General features: G+C 52.0%; 13 protein-coding genes, 1 tRNA gene and 1 other RNA gene. 6 read left to right on the top strand and 9 right to left on the bottom strand.

The genetic code is table 11. From position 1 onward, the window contains the following. Nucleotides 1-8: 8 nt before the first annotated feature. From HZS79_RS02130 to araD, 7 genes are read right to left on the bottom strand one after another with little or no spacing between them, the layout of a single operon-like run. On the bottom strand, nt 9-2030 hold the full coding sequence (locus HZS79_RS02130) for an alpha-glucosidase (protein ID WP_179926938.1): 2022 nt from the start codon (nt 2028-2030) through the stop codon (nt 9-11). 43 nt (nt 2031-2073) lie between these two features. Next, entirely contained in the window at nt 2074-2841 is a 768-nt protein-coding gene (locus HZS79_RS02125; protein ID WP_162218459.1) for an SDR family NAD(P)-dependent oxidoreductase, read from the bottom strand. 8 nt (nt 2842-2849) lie between these two features. Beyond that, a complete protein-coding gene (locus HZS79_RS02120; RefSeq protein ID WP_179926937.1) occupies nt 2850-4298 on the bottom strand; it encodes an NAD-dependent succinate-semialdehyde dehydrogenase in 1449 nt (482 codons plus the stop codon). A gap of 43 nt (nt 4299-4341) precedes the next feature. Continuing rightward, entirely contained in the window at nt 4342-5223 is an 882-nt protein-coding gene (locus HZS79_RS02115; protein ID WP_179926936.1) for an SMP-30/gluconolactonase/LRE family protein, read from the bottom strand. After that, nucleotides 5216-6097 (bottom strand): aldose 1-epimerase, encoded by an 882-nt coding sequence (locus tag HZS79_RS02110; RefSeq protein WP_162218462.1) that lies wholly within the window; start codon nt 6095-6097, stop codon nt 5216-5218. Before HZS79_RS02110 ends, HZS79_RS02115 begins: the two co-directional genes overlap by 8 nt. A 1-nt stretch (nt 6098) precedes the next feature. Beyond that, nucleotides 6099-6902, bottom strand: coding sequence for an HpcH/HpaI aldolase family protein (locus HZS79_RS02105; protein WP_162218463.1), 804 nt, complete (start codon nt 6900-6902; stop codon nt 6099-6101). A gap of 13 nt (nt 6903-6915) precedes the next feature. Next, nucleotides 6916-8646, bottom strand: a complete 1731-nt coding sequence (gene araD, locus HZS79_RS02100; protein WP_179926935.1) for an L-arabinonate dehydratase — start codon at nt 8644-8646, stop codon at nt 6916-6918. 340 nt (nt 8647-8986) lie between these two features. Here araD and HZS79_RS02095 point away from each other — a divergent pair, with 340 nt between their 5' ends. The 3 genes from HZS79_RS02095 to HZS79_RS02085 are packed head-to-tail and all read left to right on the top strand — an operon-like array spanning nt 8987 to nt 11928. After that, nucleotides 8987-9538 (top strand): TRAP transporter small permease, encoded by a 552-nt coding sequence (locus HZS79_RS02095; protein WP_162218465.1) that lies wholly within the window; start codon nt 8987-8989, stop codon nt 9536-9538. Between the two features lie 3 nt (nt 9539-9541). Further along, nucleotides 9542-10831 carry a TRAP transporter large permease gene (locus tag HZS79_RS02090; RefSeq protein WP_162218466.1) on the top strand — a complete coding sequence of 430 codons (1290 nt, stop codon included), beginning with the start codon at nt 9542-9544 and terminating at the stop codon, nt 10829-10831. A 32-nt stretch (nt 10832-10863) separates the two neighbouring features. Continuing rightward, the gene (locus HZS79_RS02085) at nt 10864-11928 is read left to right on the top strand and encodes a TRAP transporter substrate-binding protein (protein ID WP_238401432.1); all 1065 of its coding nucleotides are present in this window, start codon (nt 10864-10866) and stop codon (nt 11926-11928) included. A 271-nt stretch (nt 11929-12199) separates the two neighbouring features. Here the strand turns inward: HZS79_RS02085 and ffs are convergent. Together ffs and HZS79_RS02075 are read right to left on the bottom strand one after the other, a co-directional pair. Beyond that, an RNA gene (ffs, locus tag HZS79_RS02080) (signal recognition particle sRNA small type) lies at nt 12200-12296 on the bottom strand. Between the two features lie 49 nt (nt 12297-12345). Further along, nucleotides 12346-12419 (bottom strand) — tRNA-Met (locus HZS79_RS02075). A gap of 308 nt (nt 12420-12727) precedes the next feature. On the opposite strand from HZS79_RS02075, the gene betI reads away from it, so the two are divergent. The 3 genes from betI to betA all read left to right on the top strand — a co-directional run bounded on the left by betI (nt 12728) and on the right by betA (nt 16592). Beyond that, complete coding sequence (gene betI, locus HZS79_RS02070; protein WP_162218501.1) at nt 12728-13336, top strand: transcriptional regulator BetI; 609 nt, start codon at nt 12728-12730, stop codon at nt 13334-13336. 10 nt (nt 13337-13346) lie between these two features. After that, nucleotides 13347-14816 carry a betaine-aldehyde dehydrogenase gene (gene betB / locus HZS79_RS02065; protein ID WP_179926933.1) on the top strand — a complete coding sequence of 490 codons (1470 nt, stop codon included), beginning with the start codon at nt 13347-13349 and terminating at the stop codon, nt 14814-14816. Nucleotides 14817-14915: 99 nt separating this feature from the next. Beyond that, nucleotides 14916-16592, top strand: coding sequence for a choline dehydrogenase (gene betA / locus HZS79_RS02060; protein WP_179926932.1), 1677 nt, complete (start codon nt 14916-14918; stop codon nt 16590-16592). Nucleotides 16593-16739 lie beyond the last annotated feature (147 nt).

Genomic DNA, 16739 nt, shown 5'->3' with positions numbered 1-16739 from the left:
AGGGCCCATTACATTTGGCCTGCCAGAGCGGCGAACAGATGGCTCCACTCGCTAGTGTGGCGATAAAAAACTGCTGGCTCTCCAACAGGTGCCGCCACTGTCACACGCTGCCCTCCTGAATAATGCTTTCCACTCCAAAGGTGAACCCACTCTACGCCACTCGGCAAATAGGCAGACCATTCATCGCACCCAGCCTTGTGTACCGGTGCTACCAACATATCAGGGCCTAATAAATACTGGTCTTGTATGTCGTAACACTCAGGATCCGCCTCAAAATGCAGGAACAGCGCACGCTGCACCGGTATTCCGCGAGAGCTTCCTTCAGCCACCAGCTGCTTTAAATAGGGTGAAAGAGAGACATAAAGCCGACTCATTCGAGCCAAGTGCTCAGCGACCTCGGGATCGTCGAACCACTGAGCATTCTCAGTAGGCCGATTTGACTCATGAGTACGCATCACAGGAGTAAACGCAGCCATTTCGGCCCAGCGCATATGCAGCTCAGCATCCCTCTTATTGCCAAATAAGCTGGTATAGCCACCAATGTCACTATGATGGAAAGCATTACCCATTAACCCTGACGAGAGCGCTGCACAAATAACGGTGCCCAGCCCGTCATGGCGGGAAAAATCCACTGACTGATCACCCGCCCATAGCAAGGGGCAATATGCTTGTACACCGGTGTAGCCCGCCCGCATAAAGAAAGTGGTTTCGTCGGTTAGCCCTGCTTCAGCAATGGCCTCGGCATTAATCTGAGCCCAACGCACTGGCCAGCGATTGTGCTCCTGTTTAGCAGAAACACCATTACTCAGCTTTACATCGATCGGGAGATACTCACCAAAATCGGCCATCCAGCCGCTGATTCCCAAATCGAGCATTTCACGCTTGATAATCACATCTTTAAACCAAGTGCATGCAGCTTCATTAGTGAAATCAACCACACCACAGTCAAATTCACCGAAATCCACGAGAGCCGCATCACCCTGCTCATTAGTCGCTAGGTAGCCCGCTGCTTCTGCTTCTGGAAACAAGCTACCATCAACACACAAATAAGGGTTCACATAACCTAGAAAACGCACATTACGCGCATGCAGATCACTAATTAGTTGATCAAGCAGGGGGTAACGTTCCGGCTGCCAGCGCCAATCCCAAAAAAGTCGCGTACCAAAACTTGTTTCCCGTACGCCCGACCAATCCTCGCACCAGACAGCAGAGACAGCCATGTCACTGTCTAGCGCTTTGGCTAGCATCGTTTCCGCATGGGTCTGGCCTCGTTTGAGACCTAAAATAACGCCGTTATACACCCAGTCTGGTAATAAGGGCTGGCGACCAAACGTAGCACTGATCTTTTCAACCAGCGCCAGGAAAGTTGGCGCACTGCGTAACAGAATCGATGCAGGTACTCCCCAAACCTGCAATTCATGAAACTCGCCATGACGGAAATCAAAGTCCGCATAATCATACGTTTCAACGTGACAGAAATAGCGCCGCGAAGAAACGAAAGTAGGCTGCGGGTAGTTAGTATTGTAATAATCACCACCGGCACGATTAACCGCATCAGACTGCCAGGTGACGTAGGTGGTTTTGTCTCGCCCTACCCCTGGCTCAGAGGTCCAAAGAGGAAAGTTACGTCCCCTTAGATTGAAATAGGACATCTGCTCACCACAGCCCCACACATGCTCACTGTCCTTCGCCGCTAAGCGCACCCAGAAGCGATTGATATCACTATTTACCCACTGGCTCTGCAGCTTGATACCATCGTCAAGCACTGCAACATTCAACCGCAGTTGAAGGTCGTCATCCTTATAACGGCGTAACTCGAGCTGTATTCCCTCCTGGTTTTCAGTCACTGTCAAATGACGCAGCGCTTCGCGGCTTTCAAGATAGTCCTGAATCTCGAAATTCCCGCAATACATGTCCATTTTTTCTCGCCCGTAACCTATAAAAAAAGCAGGCGAATCTGGCGTATGTACGAGAAGATCTTCACCTGCCAGGCGCAGGTGAAGTTGATCGCGTTGATATGTCACTTGCATAAGTGTTTCCAAGGTATCTAGGTGGCGTCTTAACGCTCACCGTCTAATTAAGGGTAAGCCCAGCATCAACGATAAAGTTTTGACCCGTACAGCCGCGACTCTCATCAGAGCCGAGGAAAAGCGCAAGCCGTGCCACATCGTCCGCTCTTAGGCGAAATTTCAGTGCCTGCTGATCAAGGAAGCGCTGGTTGACTTCTGGAGTCAGCCACAAGCGCTCCTGACGCTCAGTTAAAATGGCACCTGGCACCAATGAGTTAACCCTGATGCTATGCTCACCAAGCTCTTGTGCCAAGGTACGTGTGAGACCATTAATGGCCGCTTTAGCCGCCGTATAACCCACCATCCCAGGTCGCCCTCTCATCCAAGAGATAGAGCCTAGGTTAATCACAGCGCCTTGGCCTTCAGCCTTCATCGCTGGCAATACCGCCTGAGTTGCAAAGACATGATGGCGCAGATTAATGGCCTGACAGTTATCCCAATAGTCTGGGGTTAACTCTTCCAGGGTATGCCGATCATCTAGACCAGCATTGTTAATCAATACCTGAGTTGGGCCCTGGGCAACTTCAATGTCGGCAATAACCGCTTGTAATCGCGATATATCCCTCACATCACAGACATAAAAACGCGCTTTGTCACCCAGCTCAGAGGCTAAGCTCTCACCCGCAGTACGATCAATATCAAGGAAGGCAACACTGGCCCCCTGAGCGATATAGGCTTTGACTAATTCAGCCCCTATCCCTGACGCGCCACCGGAGATAATAACGCGCTTTCCATTAAGCGACTGATAAGTAACATCACAGTAATCGTTCATGATTTGTCTCACTCAATCGCCATATTGATATACTTGGTTTCAAGGTAATCCTCGATTCCCTGACGAGCACCTTCCCTGCCAAGACCTGACTGTTTAACACCGCCAAAAGGTGCTTCACAAGTCGAAACATGGCCGTTATTAATACCCACCATCCCATAATCAAGCGCTTCAGATAGCCGCCACGCACGACCTAAATCACGGGTGTAGCAATAAGCGGCCAGACCATACTCCGTCGCGTTCGCAAGGCGAATGACTTCTGCTTCATCCTGGAAGCTAAACACGGGAGCTAATGGGCCAAAGGTTTCTTCGCTGAAACAGTCCATGTCAGGCGTCGCACCGGTAATAACAGCAGGCGTAAGGAAGTTAGCCCCACGACGCTCACCACCTTGTAAAAGGGTAGCGCCTTTTGCCACCGCATCATTAAGCTGCTCCACCACTTTTTCAGCGGCAGCGGCATCAATGAGCGGACCAACTTGAACGCCTTCTTCAGCACCATCACCAACCTGTAGCTTGGCAACTTCTTGAGAAAGCCTCGCTGCAAAAGCATCGTGAATGCCTGCTTGAACGAAAATACGGTTTGCACAAACACAGGTCTGTCCTGCATTGCGGAACTTTGCCTGCATCACGCCTTCGATGGCCTTCTCCAGATCCGCGTCGTCAAACACGATAAAGGGTGCGTTGCCCCCCAGCTCCATAGACACTTTCTTAACAGAATCGGCACACTGACGAAGCAACAACTTGCCGACACCGGTGGAGCCTGTAAATGTCAACTTACGTACTTTTGGGCTCTCGGTCATCGCGCGACCAATAGCACGGGCATCACCAGTCACTACATTGACAACCCCATCGGGTATACCAGCACGCTGGGCCAGCAAAGCCATCGCTAATGCAGAGTAGGGAGTTTGCCCAGCAGGCTTAATAACAATGGTGCAGCCTGCTGCAAGTGCAGGCCCAGCCTTACGTGCAATCATCGCCGCTGGAAAGTTCCAGGGCGTAATCGCTGCACACACGCCAACGGGCTGTTTAATGACAAGCAATCGGCGGTCACTCTGAGGACTGGGAATGACATCACCGTAAGCACGCCGTCCTTCTTCAGCGAACCATTCAAAAAAGCTGGCGGCAAAACCGATTTCACCACGCGCTTCAGCCAGAGGTTTACCCTGCTCTGCCGTCATCAGCACCGCCAAGTCTTCTTGGTGCTCAAGCAATAAATCGTGCCAGCGACGCAGCATTGCCCCCCGCTCTTTAGCTGATCTCGCTTGCCATGCAGGCAACGCCTCTTCAGCCGCATCAATCGCTCGCAATGTCTCTGCTTGACCAAGACGTGGCACTCGGCCCAGCACGCTCCCATCAGCGGGGTTAGTGACGTCATCAAACTGGTTATCATCAGCGCCTATCCAGGCCCCGCCCACTAGGCAAGCGTCGCGCTGAAGAGTGGCGTCTTTTAATGTGATCATTGTCAGTTCCTCGAAATTGGTATCAGTAGCTAGGCGATTTTCTCTAGCCTAAAAAGAGAGGTTCGCTTTGACCGGCAACATCGACCCTTAAGGCAAACAGGTTCCCAGACTCGGGATAAGCTGCGAGCTCATCTGCGGGTCGGCCGTGGCGCGCTGATGTGACATAAAGTGTTTTAAGATCGGGTCCGCCAAAAGCACACATCGTCGGACATCTTGCTGGTACCGCATATTCAGCAACGATCTCGCCTGTCGGCGATAGCCGCGCGACACGCCCACCTTCATAAAGCGCGGTCCAGTAGTAACCTTCCACGTCAACCGCAGCACCGTCAGGACGACCATTGCCAAAGGGGAATTGATGAAAGATCTCTCTTGGCCCGACGAGTTCGCCACTGTCAGAATCCAGGGGGTAGCGGTAGACCACATGATTCGGCGTGTCCGAGTGATAGGCCCAGCGTCGATCCGGGCTGAATGCCACACCATTGGAAACTTTGATGTCACCTGCCAAATGCTGACAGCTCAGGTCAGTACCCACCCGAAATAGCGAGGCTGCTGGAATATCGCGGGGCTCATGAATTGTGCCCGCCCAGAAACGCCCCCAAGGGTCAACGCGCCCATCGTTAAAGCGACTAATCGTCGTATCAGCAACTGGACGAGCGATACAATGGGTCAGCTCCACTTGTTCACTCAGCAGCCACAACCCTGAACGCAGCCCTGCAATAAACCCCCCGCCTTCGCGGCGGCCAACACAACCAATATGCTCAGGCAATGCCCAACTGAGGTTCTCACCAGAAAGAGGGTCAAAGCGGTTTAGACTAGGAGCTTCGATATCAACCCAATAAAGTGCTTGCTCATCCTCAGCCCACAGCGGGCACTCACCCAAGGCGGCCTGGGCGTGCAAAACGGTTTGCAAGGTAGCGTCAACCATGATCTTCCTCGAGTGTCAGTTGCAAATGACAGGAGAAGCTCTCTCCTGGCGCTAGGGTTTGCATGCCGTGCGCATTAGGTACAGCCCTATTAAGGGCGGCATTGGCATGGCTTACCGGTTCAAGCGCAAAAAAGTCCCGTGCTTCAGGCGTAAAAAGCACCAAATGACTCAGCTGCTCAGAGGCGGTAAGATGCAAGCGCAACCGATACTCTGGCCAGTGAATCTGCGCTTGGTTTGACCAGCCTTCATAACAGTGATCAATACCTGGCCACCCCAGCTCTCTCAAGTGGCGAAAATCCCACTTACCAGAGGATGCAACCCTATGCGAAGGGAGCTGACGTTCGTTGTTCATCCATACAGCTTCTGCTGCGAAGCCAAGTTGAACGTTTGGGGTGCGGCAAAAATAGGGGTGCCACCCCAGCCCTGCGGGCATCGATTGCTTATCAAGATTTTCAATACTTAGGGATAAATCGAGCCTATGTTGGGCGAGGGATACCTTTTGCGTGACAACACAGTCCCACGGCCAATCGGTATCTCGTGAGTGACTGAGTACCATGTATGCGCTGTTTTCATCTTGGCGATGGCACTCCCAAGCCCTCTGCCAGGCAAACCCATGCAGGCTATGAGGGTGGTCACCAAAATTACGTCGTAAATTGATTTGCGCACCTTGCCATGAAAAAGAAGCATCAGCGATTCGATTTGAATAAGGCGCCAGGACATAACCGCCACTATGCCGTACTCCTTCAGGCAAAGCGCCATCTCCTGATTTGAGTGGCCGGAGCAAGTCGACCCCTTTCCAACGTAGGAATGAGAAGGCGCCGCCACAGCTGGGTAACAAGCCTGCTTCCAAGTCGCCATGGCATAATGTATGCATATCAGTAGACGCCGCTATCGGCTGTATCGGCAACCTGACCTTTGAGTGCTGCTACATACTCTTTGGCACGCGACATCATCAAACTCATATCCGACCCCACTGCAACAAAAGCAAAACCTTGGTCACGATACTGGCTTACCAATCCCGGTTCCGCGCCAACAATGCCGCAAGGTAGCCCCAGCCGCTGACTATCCGCTACCGCCGCTGCAATCGCGGACTGAACCTCAGGGTGTCGAATATCGCCGATACGCCCCATGGCGGCTGAAAGATCACCTGGCCCAACAAACAAGCCATCAATATTCTCAACGGCTGCAATGTCATTCATAGCAGCCAGTGCTTCGGGCGTCTCCAGCTGCATAATGACGGCTATTTCTTCATCAGCACGCTGCAGATAATCCGTCACGGTGCCATAGCGGCTAGCTCTGTGCACAGCGGCAACACCACGACTCCCTTTGCCTGGGTAGCGAGTCGATGCAACGGCTCGCGACGCTTCTTCAGCGTTTTGTATATAAGGAAACATCAGGCTTTGAGCACCGCTATCCAGCACTCGCTTAACAATCACCGGATCGTTCCAAGGAAGCCGAACGACCAACTCAGCTGGCGTGCCCGCAACCGCCTGCATAATAGCGATCGCTTGAGGCACATCCACAGGGACATGCTCCATATCAAGCACAAGAAAATCAAAACCCGCCCAACCAATGGCCTCAGCCACATTGGGACTTGCAGTCATTAACCAAGTGCCTACCGGCACCTTGGCAGGATCACGAAGCCACTGTTTAAAACGGTTCTTAGGCAGCGTTGTCATGTTATTGTTCTCCTTAGAAAATTTCCGGCTCGCCCTGGCGCTGACCGCCTTGTAGGATATCGAAATCACAGCCCATATCGGCCTGGGTTACATGCTCCTGGAAAAGTGCGGTATACCCACGATCAATACGCGGGCTTGGTGCTCGCCAGTTCTGGCGTCTAGCGTCTAGCTCTTTCGCATCCACCAGCAACTCTAGACGGCGAGCAGCGACATCAAGCTCAATTTCATCACCATCACGCACTAAGGCAAGGGGGCCACCCACTGCAGACTCCGGTGCAATATGAAGCACGCAAGTGCCATAGTGGGTACCGCTCATACGAGCATCGGAAAGGCGCACCATATCTCGGACACCTTGCGCAAGAAGCTTTTTGGGGATGGGGAGCGCACCCCACTCGGGCATCCCTGGCGCCCCCCTTGGGCCGGCTTGCCTTAGCACCAGTACACTGTCTGCATTGACATCCAGTTCAGGATTGTCAATGCGCGCCACCATATCGGCGTGATTCTCGAAAACAATGGCGCGACCGCGGTGCTTAACCAATTTCGGGTCGGCAGAGCTTGGTTTAATGACCGCACCACGGGGAGCTAGGTTGCCACGCAATACGGCAAGCGCCGCCCCTTCACAAACGGGGTTATCTAGCGAGCGAATGACGTCGTTGTTGTAGCACTCGGCACCTTCTAAATCTTCCTTGAGCGTTCGACCACTGACGCTTTTGGTCGTTAGATCAAGATGATCAACCAGCTGAGTTAGTAACGCGGGAAGGCCACCTGCATAGTAGAAATCTTCCATCAGATACTGCCCTGAGGGAAAGATATTCGTCAGCACTGGAATTTCTCGTGCGACAGCGTCTAAGTCATCCAGGGTGAGCTTTACATTGGCCCGTCGGGCAAGTGCAATCAAGTGAATAGCCGCATTGGTGGAGCCACCAAGTGCCATATAACACTTGGCACCGTTGAGGAAGTTGGCTCGGGTAAGGATGTCAGAGGGCTTAAGGTCTTCCCAGATCATCTCAATAACGCGACTGCCACAGGAGGATGCCATACGTATATGCGCAGCATCAGAGGCTGGAATACTCGAAGCTCCAGGCAGAGTAAGGCCCATGGTATCGACAATCGATGTCATGGTAGAAGCCGTACCCATGGTATTGCAGGTACCGTTTGAGCGGGTCATCCTGGATTCAAGATCGACCCAATCATCTTGTGAAATATTACCGCTGCGCAATTCATCCCAGTATTTACGAGTATGCGTCCCAGCCCCCAAGGTCTGCCCTTTCCATTTGCCGTTAAGCATAGGCCCTGCTGGACAGAAAATAGCGGGGATATTCATGCTGATAGCCCCCATCAACAGTGCTGGGGTCGTCTTGTCACACCCGCCAAGAAGAACCACACCATCAATGGGATGGCTGCGTAGCAACTCCTCTGCCTCCATGGCTAAAAAGTTGCGATATAGCATCGTTGTCGGCTTCACCAGCACTTCACCCAGAGACAATGCAGGCAGCTCAACTGGATATCCCCCTGCTGCCCAAACCGCCCTTTTTACTGCATCAGCACGATCCCTCAAGTGAGCATGACACGGGCTGAGATCGCTCCAGGTATTAATGATGCCCACCACCGGCTTGCCCATGAACTCTTCGCGCCGCAATCCCATTTGCTGGGTGCGCTGACGATGCGCAAAGCCACGCATATCTTGCGAGTTGTACCAACGCTGACTACGCAGCTCTTCAATTGTGCGTCGCTGTTTATTCATCTTCATTGCCTTCAGTTCATAAGGGGGTGGGCAAGGTTGAATACGGCCCTCAACTTTATTTCGTAGCGCTACGAAATATAGCTAAACCTTTTTCATATTGTCAACCAATCTGAACAGCCAACCCATGAAGTCTAAGAAGTGAGTTATTTTCTTATATGGCTCGAAAACTACTGAGGCTAGCTTTCTCAAGACAATACTTTTGTCTAAGGCAATATATTTTAGGTTGCTTGACAGTTTATAAGTCCGCATTTTAATATTTTCGCAGCGCTACGATAAACAATCCAATAATAATGGAAGGCATATCGCTCGTATACGGAGCCATAGCCTTTTGGAGCCGCTTATGCAGAAGCTTATCGCCCTACTAGATCGATTTAACGAGATCTCAACCCGCTGGGCAGGCTATGCAGCCACCCTGCTACTGGCCATGATGTTAAGCATCATGGTTACCCACGTGTTTTTTCGCTACGTGCTAAATGACAGCTTTGGTTGGACCGAAGAGTTAGCGCGCTACATGATGGTATGGATGGCGTTTCTTTTTTTCCCCGCTGCTCATCGACAGGGGCTTAATGCAAGTTTGGAAATTGCCACTAATTGGTTTAAAGACTCAATCCCATGGCGGCTACTTCAATTACTATTAGAACTGTGCATTTTGGCAGTGCTTATATGGTGCATAAAACTAGGCTTTGAGCGAGTAGAGCGTGGTTCCACAACGGTCAGCCTCTCGCTGAGCATCACTATGTCCTACATATACCTAGTGCTCCCCCTAAGCTTCACTCTCACCAGCCTGAGTTCCTTAGAGCGCGTGCTGCGTCTAGGTTATGGCCTCTTCTATCCTCACGCCTTGCTTAATACGCAAACCCAGCCATCGGCTGGTAGCAATAAAGAGGTATAACTTATGACATTCGCCTATCTTTGGATTTTCCTTTTCTTGCTAATTGCAGGCATGCCAATTGTCTTCCTAATGCTATTCGCACCAGGGGTGAGCTTGCTCCTGGAAGGGCGACCCATGTTCTTTAACCTGCTATTCCAGCGACTTTTTGCTGGCATAGACAGCTTTCCACTAATGGCATTGCCTTTCTTTATTTTGGCCGGTGAATTAATGACAGCAGGAGGTGTTACCTCCCGTATCGTGCGCTTTGCAGAAACGCTTATCGGTCATCGCAAAGCAGGGCTTGGCCAAGTATCAGTTGCTTCATCTTTAATGCTTGCAGGTGGTTCAGGCTCCGCTGTCGCCGATGCATCCGCTATGGGGTCAGTGATGATTCCTGCCATGAAGCAATCCGGCTACACCAATCGCTTCTCTGCCGCCATCACTGCTGCCTCCGCAGTTATCGCAAGTATCATTCCGCCTAGCGGCATCTTCATCCTTTATGCCTTCATAATGAATGTGTCAGTGGCCGGCATGTTCGCTGGCGGCATCGTTCCCGGCATTCTGATTGGCGTAGGCTTAATGATTACGATTGCCATCATGGCACGGTTCAAAGAGTTCCCAGAACCACTACCGAAAGCGAGCTGGGCACAAAAATGGCAAGCCTTTGTCACGGCATTCATGCCACTACTAACCCCTGTCATTCTCATCGGCGGCATTGTTGGTGGTATTTTCACGCCAACGGAAGGGGCAGCCATCGCCGCTTTCTATGCATTAATCCTAGGTCTTTTTATTACCCGTGAGATCAGCTTCCGAGACCTGCCTAGGCTGTTCGGCAAAGCGGCCATCAATTCAGCCGTCATCCTGCTCCTGGTAGGCGCTGCCGTAGCATTTGCCTCTTTGATCAGCCTTAAAGGCACGCCTCAGTTGGTTAGCACCTTCATTCTTTCCATCACGGATGATCCGCGTCTACTGTTCTTCTTAGTTGTCGCTTTTCTATTGGCGGTTGGAACCATTATGGATGCAGGCCCCGCGATCCTCATCCTGGGCCCAATTCTTGCCCCAGTCATGATCGGTGTCGGAGTGGATCCGATTCACTTCGCCGTCGTAATGAGCATTACCCTCATCATGGGGTTAATCACACCACCAATGGGCTTGGTGCTTTTCGTAGTGAGCAGCATTAGCAAGGAACGCATTGAAAAGGTTGCTTGGGAAATGATGCCACTATTCCTGGTGGAGATAGCCATACTCTTCGCCCTTGTCTACATCCCCGACCTTATTTTGGCTCTACCACGGCTACTCGGGTATGTCGCATAACCTTAATGTCCATCCTACGGAGAACAATGAAAATGATGATGAAGCAAGCTAAGACAGCATTAACCACCCTACTGCTTGGCGCTGCAATAGGCGGTGCTAGCCTTGCCCAGGCCGCTGAGCTTAATCTAGTTTTTCTTGCTAACGAGGAAGACCAGGAATATGACGCCGCCCAGGTTTTCAAAAACTATGTAGAAAGTCGCACGGGCGGTGAAGTGAGTGTCAATATTTTCGTTGGTGCTCAGCTATGCGGATCAGCCAACGAATGCTTTGAAGCGATGCAAGCCGGTATTGTTGACCTATTTACCGCAACGGCCGGTGGCGCCGCAGCGATTTATCCGCCAATACAAGGCCTGGATATTCCCTACGCCTTTCCAGACGATCGCACCGCAATGACAATGCTTACCGATCCGGAGTTCACTGCTTTTTTACGCGATGAGTTACTTGAAGCCAGTAACGACTCCATCCGTTTAATGGCAATGACACAGACCGGTGGCTGGCGCAACATCGTCAATGGCGAACGCGAAATCCGCACACCAGAAGATGCCAAGGGTTTACGCTTTCGCACAATAGAGTCGCAAATCCAGCAAATAATGGTACGCGAGATGGGCGCCTCCCCCACGCCTTTACCCTGGCTTGAGGTCTATACAGGGCTGCAAACAGGCGTTGTCGACGGCACCCTCAATTCGATCTCAGACATTACCAATATGAATTTCCAGGAAGTTATTAAATACATGACACTGGATAATCATGCGTACATGTCATCAATGTGGTTGATGGGAAATGAAAAATTCCAATCGCTGACACCCGAGCAGCAACGCGTTGTCGCCGATGGCGCCGCCATGATGTCGGCAGTTCAGTTCGGTATTCAGCCTCGCAAAGAGCTTGAAGCCTACCGCATCTGGGAAGAAGCTGGTGGGCAGTTATACACGCCCACCGAGGAAGAAATGGAAAAATTCCATGCATTAGCTGAGCCGATTCGCGAATGGTACCTGGATAACTTCGAGGAAAAAGGCGAACGCTTCATGGAAGCGTTTGACAATGCACGAGAAAGGGCACAAGAGCGAGTTGACGCTGACCGCGAATCCGTCATGCGCTAGTCTGTATAAAGCTAAAAACCATAACAGAAGAGTAAAAAGGCGCATGAAAATGCGCCTTTTTTTTAATTACGCCGTGCCAGCCCACCCTATCTTAACAGTTGGCATATCTATGTTTTTCGTACAGATAAGATCACGATTAGCGACCGTTCGCGAACAAACTAAAGCTACAAAATCTTGCCGCATGAACACTGGTAACACTGCATTAATAAAAGTGTATTACTAAAAAAACATATGAGACACAAGGCGGGAAGAACACTAGAAATGGAGGCGGCCCCAAAAGCCACATCCCGGCACACGCAGCCACCACTACCGTTGCTCCCTTCCGGGCCTGGCGGGGTTCGCAGTTTAGCGTTGCGGGAGGACCTAAGGGGCCACCATAGTAATACACATTTTAAATTGTGTATTTGAGCTGATCGGTGGCTACGCCCTGATTTGAACAGGGGACCCCATCATTATGAGTGATGTGCTCTAACCAGCTGAGCTACGTAGCCTTTCCGACATCAGCGGGTGCAGATTATGCATATATTAGATCCAAAAGGCAAGTCGAATCGGCTTGCCTTTTTCTGAAGCCACTTACCCCAGTGACTCCATTACCTTAGGCGATTCCATTATCTGAGTAGGATGAACATGCTGCTCACAATACGGTCGCACTGATGGAAGCGATCGATGTTTTTTATTAATTGAACGTTCAATAAAAAAATGCCATTATGCTTGGGCAAGCATGCCCAACCCTGGTCTTTATCGCCAGTGGTTAACTGGCATCCAATGTCATTAGGAGATAGCTGTGCCTAAGGTGGGAATGGAACCAATACGCCGCCAGCAGTTAATTAAAGCCACGATGGCGGCCATTGACGAAGTTGGCTTAGCAGAAGCCACTGTCATGCGAATTGCTCGCCATGCAGGCGTTTCAGCGGGCATTATTAGCCACTATTTCGGCGGCAAAGATGGCTTACTTGAAGCCACTATGCGGCAAATTTTAACCGATCTAAGTGATGCCGTCGCGGCGCGCCGCCGTGCGTTGGAAGATACGTCTCCCCGCGCCCACATTGGCGCCATAATTGAAGGCAACTTTGACCGCACCCAGGTAACCGGCCCTGCGGCAAAAACATGGCTCGCTTTTTGGGCTAGCAGCATGCACAAGCCTACACTTCAGCGGCTTCAAAATGTTAATGACCGTCGCTTGTACGCCAATTTATGTCATCAATTCCAGCGCGTTATGCCCCGCGCTGACGCTCGCAACGCCGCTCGTAGCCTTGCCGCTATGATCGATGGTTTATGGCTACGTGGAGCGCTCACGCCTAATGGACTTGATGCGACCCAAGCGCGACATCTTGCCCACACCTATCTCGATCAACTGCTTATTCATCATGGATGCCAGCAACGCGCATCCACTTCAGAAACACCGTAAGGAGACCAACATGGCCGCTCAAGATATACTGCCACTTTATATTGATGGTCGTCCGGTAGACGCCACTTCAGGCGAGACATTTACCGTTTCCAACCCCTACGATGGCAGCCTGCTCGCTACAATCGGCCAGGCAAGCCAAGCCGATGTTGATAGCGCTGTAGAAGCCGCTCAACGCGGGCAGCGTCAATGGGCTTCGATGACGGGCATGGAGCGCTCACGCATCCTGCTACGCGCTGTTGCACTGTTAAGAGAACGAAACGATGAGCTTGCCGAGTTGGAAACTCAAAATACAGGCAAGCCGATCAGCGAAACCGCCAGCGTCGATATTGTCACCGGTGCCGATGCCTTGGAGTACTACGCAGGCCTTGCACCCGCTATAGAAGGCAACCAGATTCCACTGCGTGATAGCTCCTTTGTTTACACCCGCCGCGAGCCACTCGGGGTAATTGGCGCCATTGGTGCCTGGAACTACCCCATCCAAATCGCCTGTTGGAAAGCCGCCCCTGCGCTGGCAGCCGGCAACGCCATTGTCTTTAAGCCTAGCGAAGTAACACCGCTAACCGCTATCAAACTAGCCGAAATCTTCACCGAAGCAGGCCTGCCTAATGGTGTCTTCAACGTGGTTCAAGGCGATGGCCGCGTTGGCGCCATGCTGACCGAGCATGAAGGTATCGCCAAAGTGTCGTTTACTGGCGAAGCCGGTACTGGCAAAAAGGTCATGGCCGCTGCCGGTGGCTCCACCCTGAAAGACGTCACTATGGAACTGGGCGGTAAATCCCCACTGATCGTATTTGCCGACGCTGACTTAGATCGTGCGGCTGACGCCGCCATGATGGCCAACTTCTACTCCAGCGGCCAGATCTGCACCAACGGCACTCGCGTGTTCGTTGAGCACAGCGTTAAAGACACCTTTGAGGCAAAGCTGGTTGAGCGCGTTAAGCGTATCAAAGCAGGCGACCCAATGGATCCCAGCGTTAACTTCGGCCCGCTAGTAAGCTTTGAGCATCAGCAAAAAGTGCTTTCCTATATTGCCTTGGGTAAAGAGCAAGGCGCACGAGTATTGGCTGGTGGTGATGCGTGGAATACCGGTGATTGGGCGAAGGGTGCCTGGGCAGCCCCCACCATCTTCACCGATTGCACTGACGATATGCGCATCGTAAAAGAAGAGATTTTTGGGCCGGTGATGTCCGTACTCTCCTTTAACGACGAAGATGACGTTATTCGTCGCGCCAATGACACCAAGTACGGCCTAGCAGCGGGCGTATTCAGCGAAAGCTTAAACCGTGCTCATCGGGTTATCCACCAGCTGGAAGCTGGCATTTGCTGGATCAACACCTGGGGTGAGTCACCTTCTGAAATGCCGGTAGGTGGTTACAAAGAGTCGGGCATTGGCCGCGAGAACGGCGTTGAGACGCTTAATCACTATACCCAGACCAAGTCCGTACAGATCGAGATGGGGCCGTTTGAGTCAGTGTTTTAAGCGAAGTAATGGGCGCCACCGGTAGGCGTATCAGGAAGACGCTTCTCTTTTATACCTACCGGTTCATTACTAACTCTTCGACTCCTCCAAGGTAAAAGCATGTCTCAACCACGCGAATTTGATTACATCATTATCGGCGCAGGCTCAGCGGGTAACGTGCTGGCCACCCGCCTGACCGAAGACAGCGACGTCAGCGTTTTACTGCTAGAAGCAGGCGGCCCCGATTACCGTTTCGACTTTCGCACTCAAATGCCCGCTGCACTGGCTTACCCATTACAAGGCAAACGCTACAACTGGGCATTTGAAACCGACCCCGAGCCGTATATGGATGGCCGCCGTATGGAGTGTGGCCGAGGCAAAGGCCTGGGCGGCTCCTCACTCATCAACGGCATGTGCTATATCCGCGGCAACGCCCTGGATTACGACAACTGGGCCAAGCAACCGGGTTTGGAAGAGTGGGATTACCTCAGCTGCTTGCCCTATTTTAAAAAGTGCGAAACCCGCGATATTGGCCCCAACGATTACCACGGCGGCGACGGCCCGGTCAGCGTGACCACGCCTAAAGCTGGCAATAACCCGCTTTACCGCACGTTTATCGAAGCTGGTAAACAGGCTGGCTACCCTGAAACTGAGGATGTTAATGGCTACCAGCAAGAGGGCTTTGGCCCCATGGACCGTTTCGTCACGCCCAAGGGGCGCCGTGCGTCTACCGCACGCGGCTACCTGGATACCGCCAAGCAGCGCAACAACCTGACCATCGAAACCCACGCAGTCACCGATGTAATTGAATTTGACGGCAAACGTGCCGTTGGCGTGCGTTACGAGCAAAAAGGTCAACCCCACCAGGCCCGTGCTCGCCGAGAAGTACTACTTTGTGGCGGTGCGATTGCCTCACCACAGATTCTCCAGCGTTCTGGCGTAGGCAACCCAGAGTGGCTTAAAGAATTAGGCATTTCAATGGTTCATGAGCTGCCCGGCGTGGGTGAAAATCTCCAGGATCACCTTGAGATGTATATTCAGTACGAATGCAAAGAGCCGATTTCTCTGTATCCGGCGCTGAAATGGTACAACCAGCCGAAGATTGGTGCCGAGTGGTTATTTAAAGGTACCGGCGTTGGCGCCAGTAACCAGTTTGAATCCTGTGGCTTTATTCGTAGCCATGATGAGGAAGAGTGGCCAAACCTGCAGTATCACTTCCTGCCTATTGCCATTAGCTACAACGGCAAAAGCGCCGTGCAGGCACATGGCTTCCAAGCCCACGTTGGTTCGATGCGTTCGGAAAGCCGAGGGCGGATTCGCCTGACCTCGAAAGACCCGCATGCGGCACCGAGCATTTTGTTTAACTACATGGCCAAAGAGAAAGATTGGCAAGAGTTCCGCGACGCAATTCGCTTAACTCGCGATATCATCGCGCAACCAGCGTTTGATAAATACCGTGGCCGTGAAATTGCACCTGGTCCCAACGTACAAAGCGACGAAGAGATCGATAACTTCGTTAAGCAGCACGCCGAGACAGCTTACCACCCTTGTGGCAGCTGCCGGATGGGCGAAGACGAGATGGCAGTTACCGACAGCCAAGGCCGTGTGCACGGTACCGAAGGGCTGCGCGTTGTCGATGCGTCACTATTTCCCATCATTCCCACCGGTAACCTCAACGCGCCAACGATTATGCTGGCGGAGAAAATTGCTGATCGGATTCGAGGCCGCGAGCCGCTGCCTCGTGCCAATGTTGATTATTATGTCGCTCACGGCGCGCCCGCCAAACAGGCGTCATAAAAGCACAGCATCGAGATTCTGCTAAGAAAGCTAAACGCTATGGTTACATGCCATAGCGTTTTTTTATGTCTTATCTACGCTACAGTGATGGATATAAAGCAAACGTATAACGGTGAAACGCTTGCACTTTGGTTAGTGACTCTGCCA

It is taken from the genome of Vreelandella zhaodongensis (genome assembly GCF_013415115.1).
Classification (GTDB): Bacteria; Pseudomonadota; Gammaproteobacteria; order Pseudomonadales; family Halomonadaceae; genus Vreelandella; species Vreelandella zhaodongensis.
The sequence above is the reverse complement of the archived record's forward strand: the minus strand, read 5'-3'. Positions and strand labels throughout refer to the sequence as shown.

Excerpts from the sequence above, each read along its gene's own strand:
- HZS79_RS02110 (WP_162218462.1), bottom strand. The coding sequence starts at position 6,097 with ATGCATACATTATGCCATGGCGACTTGGAAGCAGGCTTGTTACCCAGC.
- araD (WP_179926935.1), bottom strand. The coding sequence starts at position 8,646 with ATGAATAAACAGCGACGCACAATTGAAGAGCTGCGTAGTCAGCGTTGG.
- betB (WP_179926933.1), top strand. The coding sequence starts at position 13,347 with ATGGCCGCTCAAGATATACTGCCACTTTATATTGATGGTCGTCCGGTA.
- HZS79_RS02115 (WP_179926936.1), bottom strand. The coding sequence starts at position 5,223 with ATGGTTGACGCTACCTTGCAAACCGTTTTGCACGCCCAGGCCGCCTTG.
- HZS79_RS02105 (WP_162218463.1), bottom strand. The coding sequence starts at position 6,902 with ATGACAACGCTGCCTAAGAACCGTTTTAAACAGTGGCTTCGTGATCCT.
- HZS79_RS02095 (WP_162218465.1), top strand. The coding sequence starts at position 8,987 with ATGCAGAAGCTTATCGCCCTACTAGATCGATTTAACGAGATCTCAACC.
- HZS79_RS02130 (WP_179926938.1), bottom strand. The coding sequence starts at position 2,030 with ATGCAAGTGACATATCAACGCGATCAACTTCACCTGCGCCTGGCAGGT.
- HZS79_RS02120 (WP_179926937.1), bottom strand. The coding sequence starts at position 4,298 with ATGATCACATTAAAAGACGCCACTCTTCAGCGCGACGCTTGCCTAGTG.
- HZS79_RS02090 (WP_162218466.1), top strand. The coding sequence starts at position 9,542 with ATGACATTCGCCTATCTTTGGATTTTCCTTTTCTTGCTAATTGCAGGC.
- HZS79_RS02085 (WP_238401432.1), top strand. The coding sequence starts at position 10,864 with ATGATGATGAAGCAAGCTAAGACAGCATTAACCACCCTACTGCTTGGC.
- betI (WP_162218501.1), top strand. The coding sequence starts at position 12,728 with ATGGAACCAATACGCCGCCAGCAGTTAATTAAAGCCACGATGGCGGCC.
- HZS79_RS02125 (WP_162218459.1), bottom strand. The coding sequence starts at position 2,841 with ATGAACGATTACTGTGATGTTACTTATCAGTCGCTTAATGGAAAGCGC.
- betA (WP_179926932.1), top strand. The coding sequence starts at position 14,916 with ATGTCTCAACCACGCGAATTTGATTACATCATTATCGGCGCAGGCTCA.